Source organism: Pseudomonas sp. H11T01, from assembly GCF_048515765.1.
GTDB lineage: Bacteria > Pseudomonadota > Gammaproteobacteria > Pseudomonadales > Pseudomonadaceae > Aquipseudomonas.
The window spans coordinates 102,824-119,162 of sequence record NZ_JBLYED010000018.1 but is presented as its reverse complement, the minus strand read 5'-3'; the positions used below and the strand labels follow the sequence as shown (position 1 = coordinate 119,162).

Sequence of the window (16,339 nt, the reverse complement as noted above, 5' to 3'; positions counted from 1 at the left end):
CCTCCCCAAAAGACGAGGGGACTGGTTGACCATCAACCCTGCGCAAACCCTCTCAACACCTCCCCTTCCATGCGATAGCGCACCCACTCATCCTGAGGCTGTGCGCCGATCGACTTGTAAAACGCAATCGCCGGCTCGTTCCAGTCCAGTACGCTCCATTCGAAGCGTCCGCAGTCGTTGGCGCAGGCGATTTGCGCGAGATGGCGCAGGAGTTTTTTCCCGGCGCCGCCGCCGCGTTGTTCAGGGTTGATGTAGAGGTCTTCGAGGTAGAGGCAATTGCTCCCCAGCCAGGTCGAGTAGCTGAAGAAAAACACCGCGAAGCCGATCGGCTGCCCATCCCGCAGGCAAATCAGGCCATGGGCCGTCGCACCTTCGCTGAACAGGCTGCGTTCGATGTCGGCGACGCTGGCGATGACTTCGTGCCTGGCGCGCTCGTAGTCCGCCAGTTCGGTAATGAACGCGAGGATTTGCGGGGCATCGCTCGGCACGGCTGGGCGGATATCGATGGTCATGGACTGGCCTTGTCAGGAAGTGAAAAAGCCATACTAAGTCGACTCTGAGCGCTCGTCACATTTCAAATGAAAAACTGGTTTATGGTCATCAGATTACCTGTGCTCGACGCATGATTGTCTTATCCCTTCACAATGAGGATTCCAATGACCATTGCCGCTTTCGCTCCACTTCAAACCCTAGCCGCAACACTCCTGCCCCATGCTCTTGAGCCGTCCGAAGATGGCGCCCACGATCTTTCGCACCTGCATCGGGTCTGGAACAACGCTCGTGTCATCCATAAAGAGGAACGCGGCGATCTCGAGGTGCTGCTGGCGGCGGTGCTTTTGCATGATTGCGTGGCGGTGGAAAAGAACTCGCCGTTGAGATCACAGGCATCACGACTGGCGGCACAGAAAGCCTCGCAGGTGTTGGCTGGCATGAGTTGGCCTGTGGATAAAGTCGCCGCAGTCGCCCATGCCATCGAGACCCACAGCTTCTCGGCGGGTATTACGCCGACGACGCTTGAAGCAAAAATCCTGCAGGACGCCGACCGCCTGGACTCCCTTGGAATGCTCGGTGTGGCGCGCACGTTCTATGTCTCCGGGAGGATGGGCAGCGCGCTTTACGACCCGCTGGATCCCGAAGCGAAGGCCCGCGATTACGACGATAAGCGTTTCACGCTCGATCACTTCCAGACCAAGTTGCTGCATCTGGCCGCAGGCTTCCAAACCCCGACTGGCAGCCGGTTGGCGCAGATTCGTCATGAACGGTTGAAGCGATTCATGGAGGAGTTCATGGAGGAGATCGGCCTGCCCTCGCAGTAATAAGCCACTACCTTTACTCCGCTAATGACTAACCCTGGAATCTGCAACTGCACAACAAATGCCTGCTCCCCCCATGATAAAAAAGCGGCTCATAACTCCAACAGGCAAAGGACGCTTTCATGCAGAACGATACTCGGCAGGACACCATCGTTTCGGGGAAGCTGTTCGGGCTGTTCTGCGTTGCCAGTTATCTGCTTTCACTGTCCTACGGTTCGACCTTTCTGCTGTCACTGCTGATCAGTTCGCGCGGCGGCAACGAGCATGACGCCGGTAGCGTGATCTCGATCGCGATGCTCAGCACCTTCGTGGCGGTGATCCTTTCCGGGCATTTATCGGATGTGTTGGGGGCCGCGCGTTCGATTGCGCTGTTCGGCTGTTTGCTGGTGGTGGCCAGCCTGGGCTTTGCGCTGACACCCGGTTTCGGCAGCGCCTTACTGTTTTTCGGGCTAATGCTAGGCCTCGGCTGGGGCGTGTTTTACACCTTGGGGCCGATCATTGTGGCGATGCTGGTCGAGCCCACACAACGCGCCAAATACTTCGCGCTGCTGTCTGGCAGCATGATGACCGGCATTGGTTCCGGTCCGCTGTTGGGCCGTGCGGCCAGCCTGTTGGGGTATTCCGTCACAGCGGCTTTCTACATCGCCGCGCTGGCGAGCCTGGTGGGTGTACTGATGTTCTGGCGTTTAGGAAGGGTGCTGAAACAGCGGCCCAATCTGTTGGGAACCGCTGCTGTGTCGAAGATTTCCTGGTCCGCGGCAGCTCAGGTGCTTTCTTCCAAAGCCGTGTTTGCGATCATCATGGTGGGTCTGGGCGGGTGCGTGTTTGGCGGCCTGTCGAGTTTCCAGACCAGTTTTGCCGCCTCGCGCTCGCTGGATTACTCGCTGTTCTTTTTAGGCTTCATGAGCGCGGCGATCACCAGCCGATTGCTGATCGCCAGCATCGTGGTCAAACGCGACGCCTATGGGATGTCCTGCCTACTCACCGGGCTGATGGTGGTGTCGATCCTGATGTTCCGGTTCCTGGTCGATGACAGCTACAGCTATGTGCTGGCGGCGGTGATTCTCGGGGTCGGTTATGGGCTGACCTATTCCGTGATCAATGGTCTCGCCGCCAATGAAGCACCGGCCGGCACCACGTCACAATCACTCCTGCTGTTCAGTCTTGCCTACTTCATAGGCGTGTTTGGCTTTCCTTTACTGGCCGGCAAAATCATTGTCGAACAGGGCATGCCCGCTCTGCTGCTCAGCGTGCTGGCAGTCGCAGTGATGAATTGGCTGATCACTGTAGGCCGGTTGATCTGGCGCTCGATGACGGTCGAAAAAGCGCTGCAGAACGCCTGAACCGTTTGTCGATCTTCAGGCACCAATCGAAACAGGGGCAGCCAAATATCAGGTAACCACTCCAAGCGTCAGAAGGAGTCATCCCATGCCACGTGGAAGCAAAGCCAAATACACGGCGGAACAGAAACGCAAAGCCGCCCATATCGAAGCCAGCTACGAAGACAAAGGCATCTCGAAAGACGAGGCCGAAGCGCGTGCCTGGGCGACAGTGAACAAACAATCGGGCGGTGGCGAACGTGCCGGCGGCTCCGGACAGCGTAAGCCGGCGAGCGAAAAAGCGGCTGACCGTAAGGCATCAGCCAAGCGCGCAGTGGCCAGCCGAAAAGGGCATTCACGCAACAGCTCGGCGTCTCTGGGCACGCAAACCAGGGACAGCCTGATGAAAGAGGCCCGAGCAAAGAACATCCCCGGGCGTTCGACTATGCGTAAGCAAGAATTGATTGAAGCGCTGAAAAAAGCCGGATGACTCTCGAGATCTACTTCGATCTCAAGGGCCTCATCGCGAGCAAGCCCGCTCCCACATTGGACCGTGTTCAGCTACAAAATTCGCGGCCGACGCAGATCTGCGGGCTTGCTCGCGAATATGATTGATCAAGCAATGAAGCTATGACGTCAAACCACATCAGCCAAAATAAACCCATCGACCTCAGCAGTGCCTGGCGAGGTCGCAGGCCCCCATCGCGTCACTGCCAGTGCCGCAGCGGCATTGGCACGGCGCGCTGCTTGAGTCGCAGTCAATCCGCTCGCCAATCCGGCCATGAAAACCCCGGCATGAGCGTCACCGGCGCCGTTGCTGTCCACGGCCACAACCTTGAATCCAGGAACATGCAGGCAGTGTTGCTGCTGACAAACCCAACAACCTTGCGGCCCATCGCGGACCACCATCAGCGCGTCGGCCGACAGGTACTCGCCGAGCTGAACCAGCGCGTCGGCAATCTGCTCGGCCCCGGTAAAGCGCAGGGCTTCAACGCTGTTGCTGGTCCAGATATCGATCCGTGGCAGCAGCGCCGCCATCAATTTGGAATCCGGCGAATCCACCAGCGGACCCGGGTCGAATACCACCTTGATTTCACGGGGCAGTGCCAGCACCCAATCGAGCAAGGCTTGCGCCTTGCCACCATGGAGCAAGCTGTAACCGCTGACGTAGACATAGTCGTCGGCTTGCACGGCAATGCTCGCCAAATCCTCTTTCGACAACTCACCTTCAGCACCGATGTAAGAAATAAACGTGCGCTCCGCCGTGGCTTCGGTCAGCGCGACACACAGGCCCGTGTCTTGTTCGGCGCTGCTGGCGATACCGATTTGAATACCTTCAGCCGTCATCGCCTCACGGGCCAGATCGCCGAAGCGACCCTTGCCGTGACGCCCTAGATAGACCACCGGCAAACCGTTGCGCTGAGCAGCAGCCATCACGTTGAAACCGCCACCCGCCTCGAAGCTGGCGGATTGCGCCAGCACGTCGCCGCCGGAGTTCGGCAGTGTGTCCACGGACATCACCAGGTCGACCATCACTTGGCCGGTGTGCAGCAATCTAGGCATGTGCGTTCTCGACAAAAGCGCCGCGACGATCCTTCGCACCGCCGAGCACAGCATAAAGACCACCGGCCACAATGAAGGTCACGATCCAGCCCAGGCCATTATGCCCAAGCCAGGAATCGGACAATGGGCCGGCAAACCAGATATTTTCCACCGTGGTGCCAATGGTGGTGAAGCTGAAACCGAGCACGATCGCCACTGCCCAGGCACCGAAGGCGCGCCATTCGACGCCGCCGCGATACCAACAAGCGCTGGTCGGGCTGACATCCAGCAGGTCCTTGGCGCTGTAGTGGTGACGGTGAATCAGGTCGACCACGAAGATCCCGACCCACGCCGTAATCGGCACTGCCAGCAACGAGATAAAGGTGATGAACGGGCCATAGAAACTGTCGGCGATCAGCATGAAGTAAATCGACCCGGCGAAGATTGCCACGATGTCTACGATTACCGCATGCACGCGCTTGACCTTCAGGCCGAGGGTCAAGGTGGTCAGGCCCGCCGAGTACACCGAGAGGTTGTTCGACAGCAGCAACCCGCCGAATGCGGTGATCAAGTAGGGCACAGCCATCCAGGTTGGCAGCATGTCGCGGATCGCAATGATCGGGTCTGTGGCAGACGCCAGGTCGTTATTGCCCACCGACAGCAGGCCGCCGAGAGTGATCAGCAACACCAATGGAATACCGGCCCCAAACGCCGCCGAAGCGACCAGGCGTACAGCCTTGACGCTGCGGTGCTGGTAGCGCGACATGTCCGCGCCAGCGTTGGCCCAACCGATCCCGGTGCCGGCGGCCATGGTGCCGACGCCGATGATCATTGCACTCAGTGGTGCCGGCGTGGTGTTGAACACTGCAGCCCAATCGATGGTGGCACACAGAAAGCCACCGACCAGCAGGTTAAGAGCACCGAACACATAGGTGGCCCACTTCTGAATCACCAGCAATGTCGCGTGACCGAGGCCGGAAACCGCGAGGGTCAGCAGAACGAAGATACCGATGAACAGCAAGGTCAGCAGCGGCGCACTCTTGGCTTCTACCGGCGAGCTGAAGAGGATCGAGCACAACGACAGCAACACGAATGCAGCCGTGGTGGTGTTGACGGTTTCCCAGCCCAGCCGGGACATCAGCGAGACCAGGGTGGGGCCGATATTGCCGCGCACGCCAAAGATCGCTCGGGACAACGTCAGGCTCGGTGCGCGGCCACGACGACCGGCAATCGAGATGATCCCGACCACCGCAAACGAGCCAGCCGCGCCGAGAATCGCAACGATGATCGCCTGCCAGATGGCCAAACCACGAAAGGCCACCAGCGTCGCCCCCAGCGGCAAGCCGAGGATGCTGATATTGGCGGCGAACCAGACCCAGAACAATTGCAGCGGATGACCGTTGCACTCCCCTTCCGGAACCGGCTCGATGCCACGGGTTTCCAGTTGTCCGGCACTTTGCCCGACGTTCGATGAACTCATGAAAGGTACTCCTGCTGCCATTATTGTGGTTGTCGGCAATTTCGGAAGTAGACATAACATCCCGGCATCCCTGGCCGTGTTCCTGCGTTCCGTTGCGATGATTTTTCAGGCGCGCAGGGCATCCAGACTGTGTGCAATCACAGGGTCTCAGCGTTCGCTTCGCCACAGGGTTAACGCAAGGCCATCAGCCCCTGAACCAACGGCTCCAGCTCCAGGTTGTTGACCTTCTTGATCTGCTCGATCAACTCCACTGGCCAACTCTGCATGCCCAGACAAGCACCCAGCATCGCCCCCAGCATCGCGGCGATGGTATCGGTGTCGCCCCCCAGGCTCGCTGCCATGCACAACGCTTCGAAAGCGCCCATTTCGCCGACGGCCACTTGTTGCGCCAACGCGAAGGACACCACCACCGACTCTTGCGAGGCCACGGAGGTGCCGATCACGTCGTAGAGCAGATCGGCCAACATCGCTTTGTCGCTGTCGACACTGATGGTCCGCGCCCAGCTGATGCGCGATGCAATACGCCCGCCGGCGACCCAATGGCCGTGACCCTCAGCCTGCTGAGCCATCTGCATGCCCAGGTGCAATGCCTCGCCCAGGTCCATCCCATTGATCCCGGCCGACACTACTGCCGCTACCGCCGCCGCACTGGAGATCCCCAGCGTGGTGTTATGGGTGACTTGGCAGGCTTGTACCACCGCCTTGATGAAGCACTCAGGATTAGCGACATCCACCGCAATCCCGACCGGGGTAATGCGCATTGCTGCGCCGTTGGTGGTGCCGTAGCGCCCGGCTTCTTCAGGTGAGTGCCCGGCGAGAATCATTTCAATGGCGCGTTTGGTCGAAGGCCCTAAAAGGTCTTGCGAACCTTTGGCCTGCATCACCGCCTCCCATTCGATCAAGCGTTGCGCCAACACGGACGGTTCGATCTGACCGTTGCCGTCAATCAATAGATGACCGACCAGAATCGCCTGTTCCGTGTCATCGGTGATCGAGCCTTTGGGCATGTTCGGGGCGATTGGTTGATCGGCGCCAGCGTCCTCCAGAGCGGTGATCGCGCCGAAGCGCTGCTTGATCTGCGCGCGACTCAAGGACTGGGTCGGCATACCAAGGGCATCGCCCAGCGCCAAACCGTAAAAAGCGCCCGAGGCGCGATCGAGCGCGCTCATTTCTGCGCGCCGAATTGCAGGTGCAGGCGAAAGTGCACAGGATCGAGCAAGCTTTCTACTTGTTCCATAAAACGCTCACGGCGGTCATAGGTGGTGCGCAAGGCTTTGAGAAACACCGTGCCGACCGGGCGCCCGAGCAACCGGGCATCTTCCTCGTTCAGCGGCTCGGCACCGATCCATTGATCGCCGTGTTCGCCGATATAGCCGTAAGCGGCCAGGGTGATGGTCAGGGAGTCATCGATCAGACCCACACGCGGCAGGCTTTCCAGGCCACCGGTGGCCGGCATGAGTGAGCGTTCGAGGGACACCAGCGTACCGTCGTTACCGCGTCGGCGACGCTCCAGAAGGATGAACTGATCCGTGCCGAAACGGCTCAAGAGATCCGCCCGCTGCACCGCTTCCAGCCGCAACACCTCGGTGTTGATCAGCGCCCCGGTATCCGCCAGTGCTTGCGCCCAGCCACTGCGTTGATCGAGCACGACGCCGTCGTAGGTCACGATGGAACCGACACCACTCTGCGTGGCGATGTAGTGACGCCGCTTCAGCTCGGCCAACGCCTCGCGCAATGTCCCGCGGCTCACGCCAAATTCTTCAGCCAACTGATGTTCACCCGGCAGCAGAAGGCCGTCCTCCATGAGGCCGCTTTCGATGCGCCGAATAAACTCATTGACCACCCGTTGTTTCTTGTCAAATCGAACATGTCTAGTCATGTACAAATTGAAGCTGAAACGGTTCGGCCGTAGCAAGCGAATTATTTCAGCAGGATGTCAACGGTCGTGAAATCCGACCAGTTGCTGGAATAGAGCACCGTATCCAAACGGTCACACCCTTGTAGGAGCGGCCGATCGATTTAAGGCTCAAGCCCGATAGTGAAGAACTCGCCGCCACTCCAGACACCCAACCAGCGCTGCCCGTCGATTTCCCGTGTCACCGCCAATTCCACCAGTTGGTAAAACACATTGCGATGGATCAAGGCTTCGAGATTGGTCCGCACATGCACGTAGGGCGCAGGCTCTTGAGTGTCGGGATCGATCACCACCCGTAACGCGTGCTCAAGGCCGGCTTCGGCCTGCTCTTCAACGTTGGTGGTGAAACGCAGCACCTGAGCTTCACCCTCGCCTTCGACCTCAAGACTGACGGCGACAAAAGGCGCATCGTCGACCTTGATGCCAACCTTTTCCACCGGGGTGATCAGGAAATAGTCATCGCCATCGCGGCGCATGATGGTGGAGAACAGCTTAACCATCGGTTTGCGCCCGATGGGCGTACCGAGGTAATACCAGGTCCCGTCACGCGCGATCCGCATATCGATATCGCCGCAGAAGTCGGGATTCCACAAGTGGACCGGCGGCAAGCCTTTGGATTTGGGGATTTGCCCCAGCAGATCGTTAGCTTTTTGCGGACCACTCATGTTGTTCTCCTTGTGTATTGCTTAGTCGCTCAAGCCCAACAGACTGCGAGCGTATTGCTCCAGCGGCGGACCCAGCAAGTCTTCTGGCTTGTTGTCGTGGAACGTCAGTAAACCGCCACGACTGTGAATACGTGCAGTATCGATCAAATACTGGGTGCTGGTCTCGATCAGCATGAGCTGAATCACGCCACTGTCGATCCCCATGCGATCCACGGCTTCCTGATCGGCCCATTCATCGGTGTTGCCGATCCGGTCGTCAGCCTTGGCGAAGCGGCTGTAGAGCAAGTAATGCGCACCGGCCGCGCGGGCCTCGGTCATCGCTTCTTCCAGCCCCTCAGGCGTCCGGGCGCGACGGACCATGGGGAAGTATTCGACAAAACCGTTGAAGGCCTCTTCGGCGACCACGTTAGGTCGTGGATAGGCACTGCCCGGCGGAGCGAAGGCGCCTTGAGCAATGTAGATGAATGAGTCGGGTTGTATGCGAAACGAGTTAGAACGGTGGGTATCGCTGTGATCAAGCAAGCCTGCATCGCTCATATGATAGCGAGCGCCCTCGCCCAGATCGCTGACATTCATGCAGCCACCAAGCGCCAAAATGGCCAGCAGCAAAACCAGGCTACGCATCCTACCCTCCAGAGGCCGGTGACGGAAAACCGGCGAATCCTGGCAAGATGCAGCTTCCGCGCCACCTCAAGGTTGCGCACATCCCGTAGCAGCTGCCGCCAGGCTGCGTCCGACTGCGAAGCAGTCGTGAAACCTGAGGACACGGTCTTCTTGATGGATTGAGGTTGCTTGGTTTTGCGAGGGGTACCCCCTCGAACGCAGCCTTCGGCAGCTGCTACAAGAGCTGCGTTCAGCCGCCGATGATTTTCATGATGGTCGCACCGCCGGAAAATGCCACTTCCTGCTTGTCGCCCAAGGCTTTCACCAGCAGGCGTTGCAAGGCCGGCAAAGCCTCGTGGCGCGGCTTGTCCAGCAGGTCGCCGACATAGTGCCGATTGCTCGACGACAGGCAGCCATGCAGCCATCCGGTGGAGGACAATCGCAGCCGTGAACAGGTCCGACAGAACGGCACACTTTCATTGGCAATCACGCCAAAGAATCCCGAACCCGGAATTTCATAACGCACCGCCGTGGCATCCACCGGTGCATCGGCCTGAAGATATTCATAGCGATCGCCGATCAGACTCAACAGCTGCTGAAGGCTGACGAACTGCTGCAAGAACGCATTCGAATCGCTGGCCAAATGGCCCATACGCATCAATTCGATAAAGCGCAGTTCATAGCCGCGCTCAAGGCAGTAATCGAGCAACGGCATCACCTGATCCAGGTTCTGCCCGCGCAACGGCACCATATTGACCTTGATCTTCATGCCAGCAGCTTTGGCCTGATCCATCCCGTCAAGCACGGTCGCCAGATCGCCACCACGGGCAATGCTGCGGAAGGCGCCAGGGTCAAGGGTATCGAGGGAAACGTTGATCCGGCGAATGCCAGCATCCACCAGCAATGGCAGTTTGCGCGTCAAGAGCTGGCCATTGGTGGTCAGGCTGATATCTGCCAGGCCCATCTGCCCCACCGCGCTCATGAAAGCTTCCAGCTTGGGGCTGACCAAGGGCTCACCGCCGGTGATACGCAGGCGCTCGATGCCGGCCGCTTCGATCAGATAAGCAACGCCGCGAGCCATGGCCTCGGCCGACAACTCATCCTGCGCAGCGACCAGCCGCTTGCCGTTCGGCACACAGTAGGTACATGCGTAGTTGCAGGCTGAAGTCAGGCTGATCCGCAAATTGCGAAAACGCCTGCCTTGACGGTCAACGATCATGGATCACTCCGGCGGAAGAAGATTCGGACCTGCAAAACTTGACTCAGAAATCAAGTTTTAGCAAGTCCTATGCCTGAGTATATTCCTGTATTTCTGGGGACACTGCGCCACATAGGGAAACATGGCGCAATAAAGCATGTGAATGACTCAACTGGCGGGGGTATCGGTATCGCGCTTGCGCTTGTTGCCCATGCGCACGCCGATGTCCATCAGGAACTGGAAGAATCCTTCCTGATCTTCCAGCACATTGCTCCAAAACGGCGAGTGATACAGCGCCACAGCGCCATGCACCAGCGCCCAGGCTGCGCAATAGTGGAAGTAAGGCGGTACATCTTCAAGCTTGCCTTCGCTGATGCGACCCTTGATCAACAGGGTCAGACGTTCGAAGTTCGAGGCGCGGATCTTGTGCAGTTCCTCGACCATCTCCGGCACTTGATTGCCCTTGACCACCTTCTCTTCCAGACGGTCGAACAACCGGTAACGCTGCGGATCGCGCATACGGAATTCGAAGTAGGCCCGGGACAGGGCTTCCTTATCCTTGTCGACATCGGCAGAGTGCAGCAGCTCATTCAGGTCACGCTCGTAGTCGAGCATCAGGCGCAGGTAAATCTCCGCCTTGGACTTGAAGTGCTTGTAGATGGTCCCTTTGCCGATACCCACGGCATCAGCGATCATCTCGACGGTAACGCTGTCTTCACCGTGTTCGAGGAACAGCTTTAGCGCGGTATCGAGAATTTCTTGCTCGCGGCGACGAAACTCACGGACCTTACGAGGTTCTTTCTGCATAAGAAAAGGTCTGTAGGGGTCAAAATCGAAGCCGCGTATTATGCCTAACTTGCGCCAAATTGCACGGATCATCCGACCATGTCTACGTTTCTTGATGAGTTTGTACAGGCTCCGGGCCTGCGTTATTTGAATCATGCGGCCGTCGCACCCTGGCCAAATCGCGCTGCCGTAGCGGTCGCCCGCTTCGCCCAGGAGAACGTTTTACTGGGTGCGCGGGACTATTCGGACTGGATGGCCCTCGAACAACGCCTGCGCGAACGCTTGATGCGCCTGCTTAACGCCCCGTCGACGGATGACGTGGCGCTGGTCAAAAATACTTCGGAAGCGCTGTCATTTGTCGCCTTCGGACTGGAGTGGCAGAGCGGTGATCAGATTGTCATTAGTGACGAAGAATTCCCTTCCAACCGTATCGTCTGGGAAGCCCTGGCGCCGCAAGGCGTGGAAGTGGTTCAGGTCAGCCTCAAAGGCGATGACCCCGAAGGCGCCCTGCTGAGCGCCTGCGGTCCGCGCACCCGCCTGATGTCAGTGAGTGCGGTTCAATTCGCCAGCGGCCTGCGCCTGGACCTGCAGCGCCTCGGCGCCGGCTGCAAGCAACAGAACGTGCTGTTCTGCATCGACGCCATCCAGCAATTGGGCGCGCTGCCTTTTGATGTCCAGATTTATCAATGCGACTTTGCCATGGCTGACGGCCACAAATGGCTCTTGGGGCCTGAAGGACTGGGCGTGTTCTACTGCCGCAGCGAGCTGCGCGAGCAGCTTAAGCTCCATGAGTTTGGCTGGCACATGCTCGAACACATGGGCGATTACAATCGTACGGAATGGGAGCCTGCGAAAAGTGCACGCCGCTTCGAGTGTGGCAGCCCGAACATGCTCGGTGCCATGGCGCTGGAGGCCAGCTTGTCGCTGCTGGAGGAAGTCGGCATGGATCAGGTAGCCGCGTTGATCGCCGAGCGCGTGCAATGGCTACAGGACGGCTTGAGCGACATTCCTGGCGTGCAGCTGCACAGCCCGCTGAATCCCGCCCGTAGGGGAGGGATTTTCTCGTTTAGTATCGATGGTATCGATACTCAGTTGGTTTACGAGCAACTCAAACAGCACCAAGTTGTGTGCATTCCTCGCGGCCCTGGCATTCGTTTTTCCCCGCACTTCTACACAGAAAAGCGCGTAATCGACGAAACTTTGGCAATTGTGGCGACTATTGCCAAAAGATGAGAACTCAACCGAAGCGCGCGTATTCCAAATCTGTTTAAAAAACAGAGGGGTCAGACTGGACTCAACGCAATAGTGATCAATACTTGAACTGTCGGCGTGACATCTCCCCCAAGTGGCGCGCCGATGAAGGTACCAACGGATTGCGTGCCTTTGTTTTACTCCTAATGGTCTTAACCCGGATTCCCCCCCCAGAACCCGGGTTTTTTTTGCCTAAAATTCGACAGCCCCGCATACCACCGCAGGAGCTACCGAAGGTTCGGGCCGCCGATCTTTTCCGGCTCTACACCGAATCCTTGACATGCGCCAACGGGAACAACCGCTTGAAGTTCTCCGTCGTCTGTTCGGCGAAACGCTCGTAAGGTTCACCTCGCAACATCGCCAAAAACTCCGCAACATCTCGTACGTACTGCGGCAGGTTCGGCTTGCCCCGATGAGGGATCGGCGCCAGGTACGGTGAGTCGGTTTCCACCAGTAGACGATCAGCCGGCACTTGCCTGGCGACATCACGCAAGGCATCGGCATTGCGGAATGTGACGATACCGGACAGGGAAATGTAGAAACCCAGATCCAGCGCGGCCTTGGCCATCTCCCAGTCTTCGGTGAAGCAGTGCAGCACGCCCGCCTGAGGCAACGCCGCCTCGCGCAACAGTGTCAAGGTATCCGCTCGCGCGCCGCGGGTATGGACGATAACCGGCTTGCCGGTCTGCTGCGCAGCTTGCAGATGCAGGCGAAAGGATTCTTGCTGCAGCTCGGCCGCTTCCGGCTCGTAGTGATAATCCAGACCGGTTTCACCAATGGCCACAACCCGCGGATGGTTGAGTTCGCGCAACAGCCAATCCAATGCAGGTGCCGCACCGGGCTGCACGTCGAGCGGGTGGACGCCGACCGAGCAGTCGACATCCGCATAGCGCTCGGCCAACGCTTTGACATCAGCCGCATTCTCGACGCTTACACCAATACAGAGAAAGTGTCCGACACCGCGCTGACGAGCCGCTTCGAGGGCTGCATCGAGAGAGCCGGCATGTTCGGCAAGGTCGAGACGATCAAGGTGACAATGGGAATCTACGAGCATAAAAGGCTGCAACTACATCGTATGAGTGGGACGGTCGGACTTCAGTGCTCCGGCCAGATGGGTTTCGATTCTACTGCGAGCGGCATTGTCGCCGTCATTGAACTGCACGCCGACGCCCGCCGCACGGTTGCCTTGCGCACCCTTGGGGGTAATCCAGGTAACTTTGCCGGCAACCGGAATCTTTTCCGGCTCATCCATCAGGCTCAGCAGCATGAAAACCTCATCGCCCAACTTGTAGCTTTTGTTGGTCGGGATAAACAAACCGCCGTTTTTGATGAAGGGCATGTAAGCCGCATACAGCACCGACTTGTCCTTGATGGTCAGGGACAAGATGCCGTTGCGCGGCCCCGGATTGACAAGATCGTTCATACGGACCTCCGCTGCTGAATACCCGAGTCTAGGCCCGAGCGATCAATTCCGGGTAGGCAAACCTGCCCATTGCACCAATAACGCCTCAAGCAACAGCACGCGATTGAGGTTGGCTTTGCTCAACACCTTCTGGCGCTGGGCGAGAATCCAGTCCTGGATATTCAGGACCTTCTCCTGAGAAGATTTCTGCGCCAGGTATTGCACGACTTTGCGCATATCGGGCAAACCCAGCCCCGTCTCGTCCTGAGTCAGCTGATAACGCAGGATCAGGCTCGACCAGTCGCAGAACCAGTCGAACAGCAACAATAGCGGAATCGCATTCCAGCCCTCAGCCAACTGAGTGGGTGATTGCTGCTGCTTGAGCAATTTCTTCACGCCATCGACTACCAGGGCGCGCTGCTCACGCACACCCTGCGCCTGCAAGGTGACCGCGGCCAACGGCGAACCAGCAGCCAGCGTCAGTAGCTCAACACGCTCTTCTGCAGCGCAGTCGGGCAAGGCCTTGGCCAGCCACGCGAGGCTCATCGCTTCGCTCGGCAGTGGACAAGCCTGCTGCACACAGCGACTCTTGACGGTCGGCAACAAACGGCTTGGTTGATGGCTGACCAACAGCAACACCGTATCGCCGGAAGGCTCTTCCAGGCTTTTCAGCAAGGCGTTGGCGGCGTTGTTATTCATCGCCTCCGCAGGCTCGATCAGCACGACTTTGCGCCCGCCCATTTGGGCGGTCTGCACCACAAAGCTGACAAGCTCACGAACCTGGTCGACCTTGATCGCCTTGTCCGCCTCTTCCGGCTCCAGCACGTAGTTATCCGGATGGCTACCCGCCTTGAGCAGCATGCAGGATTTGCATTGCCCGCAAGCGTCCAGCCCTTCCGGCCTCTGACAGAGCAAACGAGCCATCAAGCGCTCCGCCAACGCGCGCTTGCCGATGCCCACCGGACCATGCAGCAAGTAGGCGTGAGCATGCTGTGCACGCCCCGCCAGTTGCTGCCAGAGGCTGTCCTGCCAAGGGAAGGCCTCAGCCACGGTAAAGTCCAAGCAATTGTGGCAGCAGGGCATCCAGCGACTGCTGAACCTGCGCCAACGGCTGCGCGGCATCCACCAGGCGATAACGCTTCGGATCAGCCTCGGCGCGCTTCAGGTAAGCACTGCGGACCGCATCGAAGAACACTCGACCTTCAAGCTCGAAACGATCCAGCCTTCCGCGGGCACTGGCACGGGCCAGACCGACCTCGACCGGCAGATCGAACACCAGTGTCAGATCCGGACGTAGATCACCCTGAACGAAGGTTTCCAGGGTTGCGATGCGCTCCAGCGACAAACCCCGACCACCACCCTGATAGGCGTAAGTGGAATCGGTAAAGCGATCACACAACACCACCGCACCTTTGGCTAGCGCCGGACGAATCACCTCGGCCAGATGCTGAGCACGCGCAGCGAAAACCAGCAGCAGTTCGGTGTCGGCATTCATCACTTCATCGCCAGGCGTCAACAACACTTCGCGAATCCGCTCGGCCAACGGTGTGCCGCCCGGTTCGCGGGTCAGCAACACCTCGATACCTGCGGCGCGCAGACGCTCGGCCAGGTACTCGCGGTTAGTGCTTTTGCCAGCGCCTTCCGGGCCTTCCAGGGTAATAAACAGACCAGTCACAGGCAGTCCTTAATCAGAGTCATTGCGGGCTTTGCGGCTCGGGCGCGGGGACCGGGGCCTGTTGCTCCAGAGTCGTTTCGGGAGCCGGCTGCGGAGCGCTATCAGCAGGCACCTCAGGCGCTGGATTCAAAGCATCCGGTGCCTGAGGCGCCGTTATCGGCGCAGGGCTGGATCGATAGTCCGCACGTCGCTTGAGCTGAAACTCGCGCACCGCACTATTGTGCGCATCCAGGTCATCGGAGAACACATGGCTGCCGTCACCACGGGCCACGAAATACAAACTGTTTCCCGGCACCGGATTCAGCGCCGCACGAATCGCTTCGCGCCCCACCATCGCAATCGGCGTCGGTGGCAACCCGGCGTTCATGTAGGTGTTGTAAGGCGTCGCTTCGCGTAAATTTTCGCGGGTCAACTTACCGTTGTAGCGCTCACCCAATCCATAGATCACTGTAGGATCGGTTTGCAGCAACATGCCGATCTGCATGCGCCGCACGAAGACGCCGGCAATCTGCCCGCGCTCCTGCGGTACGCCGGTTTCTTTCTCCACCAGCGAAGCCATGATCAGCGCTTGATAGGGCTCGGTGTACGGTGCGTCAGCCGAGCGCTTGTTCCATTCTTTGGCGAGAACATCATCCAGACGCTGGTAGGCTTTTTCCAGCAGATCCGCATCGGTCATGCCTCGCACAAAACGGTAGGTATCTGGAAAGAACCGCCCCTCCGGGAACACGCCGGCATGACCGAGCTTGCCCATCACTTCGCTATCGCTCAAGCCGGCAAGGGTCTGTTCAAGTTTTTCTTGCTTGGCCAAGGCTGCACGTACCTGACGGAAATTCCAGCCCTCGACCAAGGTCAGGCTGTACTGCACCACTTCGCCACGCTGCCACAGTCCGATCAAACCCTGGGCAGTCATGCCCGGTGTTATGCGGTACTCACCGCCGTGTAGCGGCTGTCCGTCGAGATTCAAGCGCCAGTACAGACGCAACCAAAAGGCGTCCTCCAGGACACCGTCGGCCTGCAGGCGATTGAAGGTTCCGCTCGGTGTGGAACCAGGCGGTACATCAAGCAATTTTTCTTGTGTCAGGTTGAGCGGCTGCTCCAGCGCCGAGTTCAGCTTCCAGGCCGAAGCGCCCAGCAGCAGTCCTGCCAGAACCAATCCGGTTTCCAGCAGTAGCAAGAATTTACGTCTCACA

18 protein-coding genes are annotated in these 16,339 nt (G+C 58.8%); 4 read left to right on the top strand and 14 right to left on the bottom strand.

Annotation, left to right across the window (positions count from 1 at the left end; genetic code table 11):
- Positions 1-32: 32 nt before the first annotated feature.
- Positions 33-512 (bottom strand): N-acetyltransferase family protein, encoded by a 480-nt coding sequence (locus tag ACN1C3_RS22920; protein WP_419118030.1) that lies wholly within the window; start codon positions 510-512, stop codon positions 33-35.
- A 144-nt stretch (positions 513-656) separates the two neighbouring features.
- On the opposite strand from ACN1C3_RS22920, the gene ACN1C3_RS22915 reads away from it, so the two are divergent.
- The 3 genes from ACN1C3_RS22915 to ACN1C3_RS22905 all read left to right on the top strand — a co-directional run bounded on the left by ACN1C3_RS22915 (position 657) and on the right by ACN1C3_RS22905 (position 3,122).
- The gene (locus ACN1C3_RS22915; protein ID WP_419118029.1) at positions 657-1,316 is read left to right on the top strand and encodes an HD domain-containing protein; all 660 of its coding nucleotides are present in this window, start codon (positions 657-659) and stop codon (positions 1,314-1,316) included.
- Between the two features lie 119 nt (positions 1,317-1,435).
- Positions 1,436-2,656 carry an MFS transporter gene (locus ACN1C3_RS22910; RefSeq protein WP_419118028.1) on the top strand — a complete coding sequence of 407 codons (1,221 nt, stop codon included), beginning with the start codon at positions 1,436-1,438 and terminating at the stop codon, positions 2,654-2,656.
- 85 nt (positions 2,657-2,741) lie between these two features.
- Positions 2,742-3,122 (top strand): Rho termination factor N-terminal domain-containing protein, encoded by a 381-nt coding sequence (locus ACN1C3_RS22905; RefSeq protein ID WP_419118027.1) that lies wholly within the window; start codon positions 2,742-2,744, stop codon positions 3,120-3,122.
- Between the two features lie 146 nt (positions 3,123-3,268).
- On the opposite strand, the gene ACN1C3_RS22900 is transcribed toward ACN1C3_RS22905, so the two are convergent.
- From ACN1C3_RS22900 to ACN1C3_RS22865, 8 genes are all read right to left on the bottom strand, one after another.
- Positions 3,269-4,195, bottom strand: coding sequence for a PfkB family carbohydrate kinase (locus ACN1C3_RS22900; RefSeq protein WP_419118026.1), 927 nt, complete (start codon positions 4,193-4,195; stop codon positions 3,269-3,271).
- The gene (locus ACN1C3_RS22895; protein ID WP_419118025.1) at positions 4,188-5,654 is read right to left on the bottom strand and encodes a purine-cytosine permease family protein; all 1,467 of its coding nucleotides are present in this window, start codon (positions 5,652-5,654) and stop codon (positions 4,188-4,190) included. The genes ACN1C3_RS22900 and ACN1C3_RS22895 overlap by 8 nt, the downstream gene beginning before the upstream one ends.
- Positions 5,655-5,824: 170 nt before the next feature.
- Positions 5,825-6,823 (bottom strand): ADP-ribosylglycohydrolase family protein, encoded by a 999-nt coding sequence (locus ACN1C3_RS22890; protein WP_419118024.1) that lies wholly within the window; start codon positions 6,821-6,823, stop codon positions 5,825-5,827.
- A complete protein-coding gene (locus ACN1C3_RS22885) occupies positions 6,820-7,533 on the bottom strand; it encodes a GntR family transcriptional regulator (RefSeq protein WP_419118023.1) in 714 nt (237 codons plus the stop codon). The genes ACN1C3_RS22890 and ACN1C3_RS22885 overlap by 4 nt, the downstream gene beginning before the upstream one ends.
- Positions 7,534-7,673: 140 nt before the next feature.
- A complete protein-coding gene (locus ACN1C3_RS22880) occupies positions 7,674-8,234 on the bottom strand; it encodes a DUF1285 domain-containing protein (protein WP_419118022.1) in 561 nt (186 codons plus the stop codon).
- Between the two features lie 21 nt (positions 8,235-8,255).
- On the bottom strand, positions 8,256-8,858 hold the full coding sequence (locus tag ACN1C3_RS22875; RefSeq protein ID WP_419118021.1) for a DUF4823 domain-containing protein: 603 nt from the start codon (positions 8,856-8,858) through the stop codon (positions 8,256-8,258).
- A 229-nt stretch (positions 8,859-9,087) separates the two neighbouring features.
- A complete protein-coding gene (locus ACN1C3_RS22870) occupies positions 9,088-10,056 on the bottom strand; it encodes a GTP 3',8-cyclase MoaA (RefSeq protein ID WP_419118020.1) in 969 nt (322 codons plus the stop codon).
- A gap of 147 nt (positions 10,057-10,203) precedes the next feature.
- Positions 10,204-10,842 (bottom strand): TetR/AcrR family transcriptional regulator, encoded by a 639-nt coding sequence (locus tag ACN1C3_RS22865; protein WP_419118019.1) that lies wholly within the window; start codon positions 10,840-10,842, stop codon positions 10,204-10,206.
- 78 nt (positions 10,843-10,920) lie between these two features.
- On the opposite strand from ACN1C3_RS22865, the gene ACN1C3_RS22860 reads away from it, so the two are divergent.
- The gene (locus ACN1C3_RS22860) at positions 10,921-12,054 is read left to right on the top strand and encodes an aminotransferase class V-fold PLP-dependent enzyme (RefSeq protein WP_419118018.1); all 1,134 of its coding nucleotides are present in this window, start codon (positions 10,921-10,923) and stop codon (positions 12,052-12,054) included.
- A gap of 280 nt (positions 12,055-12,334) precedes the next feature.
- Here ACN1C3_RS22860 and ACN1C3_RS22855 read toward each other — a convergent pair whose 3' ends face one another.
- From ACN1C3_RS22855 to mltG, 5 genes are read right to left on the bottom strand one after another with little or no spacing between them, the layout of a single operon-like run.
- Positions 12,335-13,126, bottom strand: coding sequence for a TatD family hydrolase (locus ACN1C3_RS22855; protein ID WP_419118017.1), 792 nt, complete (start codon positions 13,124-13,126; stop codon positions 12,335-12,337).
- A 12-nt stretch (positions 13,127-13,138) separates the two neighbouring features.
- A complete protein-coding gene (locus ACN1C3_RS22850) occupies positions 13,139-13,495 on the bottom strand; it encodes a PilZ domain-containing protein (protein ID WP_419118016.1) in 357 nt (118 codons plus the stop codon).
- A gap of 42 nt (positions 13,496-13,537) precedes the next feature.
- The gene (locus ACN1C3_RS22845) at positions 13,538-14,524 is read right to left on the bottom strand and encodes a DNA polymerase III subunit delta' (protein ID WP_419118015.1); all 987 of its coding nucleotides are present in this window, start codon (positions 14,522-14,524) and stop codon (positions 13,538-13,540) included.
- On the bottom strand, positions 14,517-15,149 hold the full coding sequence (gene tmk, locus ACN1C3_RS22840; RefSeq protein WP_419118014.1) for a dTMP kinase: 633 nt from the start codon (positions 15,147-15,149) through the stop codon (positions 14,517-14,519). Before tmk ends, ACN1C3_RS22845 begins: the two co-directional genes overlap by 8 nt.
- Before the next feature lie 19 nt (positions 15,150-15,168).
- Positions 15,169-16,338: an endolytic transglycosylase MltG gene (gene mltG, locus ACN1C3_RS22835; RefSeq protein ID WP_419118013.1), complete on the bottom strand. Its 1,170-nt coding sequence runs from the start codon at positions 16,336-16,338 to the stop codon at positions 15,169-15,171.
- Position 16,339: the final 1 nt, after the last annotated feature.

What these genes read in the sequence shown, in the direction of transcription:
- ACN1C3_RS22920 (WP_419118030.1), bottom strand. Translation starts at nt 512, where the DNA reads ATGACCATCGATATCCGCCCAGCCGTGCCGAGCGATGCCCCGCAAATC.
- ACN1C3_RS22915 (WP_419118029.1), top strand. Translation starts at nt 657, where the DNA reads ATGACCATTGCCGCTTTCGCTCCACTTCAAACCCTAGCCGCAACACTC.
- ACN1C3_RS22910 (WP_419118028.1), top strand. Translation starts at nt 1,436, where the DNA reads ATGCAGAACGATACTCGGCAGGACACCATCGTTTCGGGGAAGCTGTTC.
- ACN1C3_RS22905 (WP_419118027.1), top strand. Translation starts at nt 2,742, where the DNA reads ATGCCACGTGGAAGCAAAGCCAAATACACGGCGGAACAGAAACGCAAA.
- ACN1C3_RS22900 (WP_419118026.1), bottom strand. Translation starts at nt 4,195, where the DNA reads ATGCCTAGATTGCTGCACACCGGCCAAGTGATGGTCGACCTGGTGATG.
- ACN1C3_RS22895 (WP_419118025.1), bottom strand. Translation starts at nt 5,654, where the DNA reads ATGAGTTCATCGAACGTCGGGCAAAGTGCCGGACAACTGGAAACCCGT.
- ACN1C3_RS22890 (WP_419118024.1), bottom strand. Translation starts at nt 6,823, where the DNA reads ATGAGCGCGCTCGATCGCGCCTCGGGCGCTTTTTACGGTTTGGCGCTG.
- ACN1C3_RS22885 (WP_419118023.1), bottom strand. Translation starts at nt 7,533, where the DNA reads ATGACTAGACATGTTCGATTTGACAAGAAACAACGGGTGGTCAATGAG.
- ACN1C3_RS22880 (WP_419118022.1), bottom strand. Translation starts at nt 8,234, where the DNA reads ATGAGTGGTCCGCAAAAAGCTAACGATCTGCTGGGGCAAATCCCCAAA.
- ACN1C3_RS22875 (WP_419118021.1), bottom strand. Translation starts at nt 8,858, where the DNA reads ATGCGTAGCCTGGTTTTGCTGCTGGCCATTTTGGCGCTTGGTGGCTGC.
- ACN1C3_RS22870 (WP_419118020.1), bottom strand. Translation starts at nt 10,056, where the DNA reads ATGATCGTTGACCGTCAAGGCAGGCGTTTTCGCAATTTGCGGATCAGC.
- ACN1C3_RS22865 (WP_419118019.1), bottom strand. Translation starts at nt 10,842, where the DNA reads ATGCAGAAAGAACCTCGTAAGGTCCGTGAGTTTCGTCGCCGCGAGCAA.
- ACN1C3_RS22860 (WP_419118018.1), top strand. Translation starts at nt 10,921, where the DNA reads ATGTCTACGTTTCTTGATGAGTTTGTACAGGCTCCGGGCCTGCGTTAT.
- ACN1C3_RS22855 (WP_419118017.1), bottom strand. Translation starts at nt 13,126, where the DNA reads ATGCTCGTAGATTCCCATTGTCACCTTGATCGTCTCGACCTTGCCGAA.
- ACN1C3_RS22850 (WP_419118016.1), bottom strand. Translation starts at nt 13,495, where the DNA reads ATGAACGATCTTGTCAATCCGGGGCCGCGCAACGGCATCTTGTCCCTG.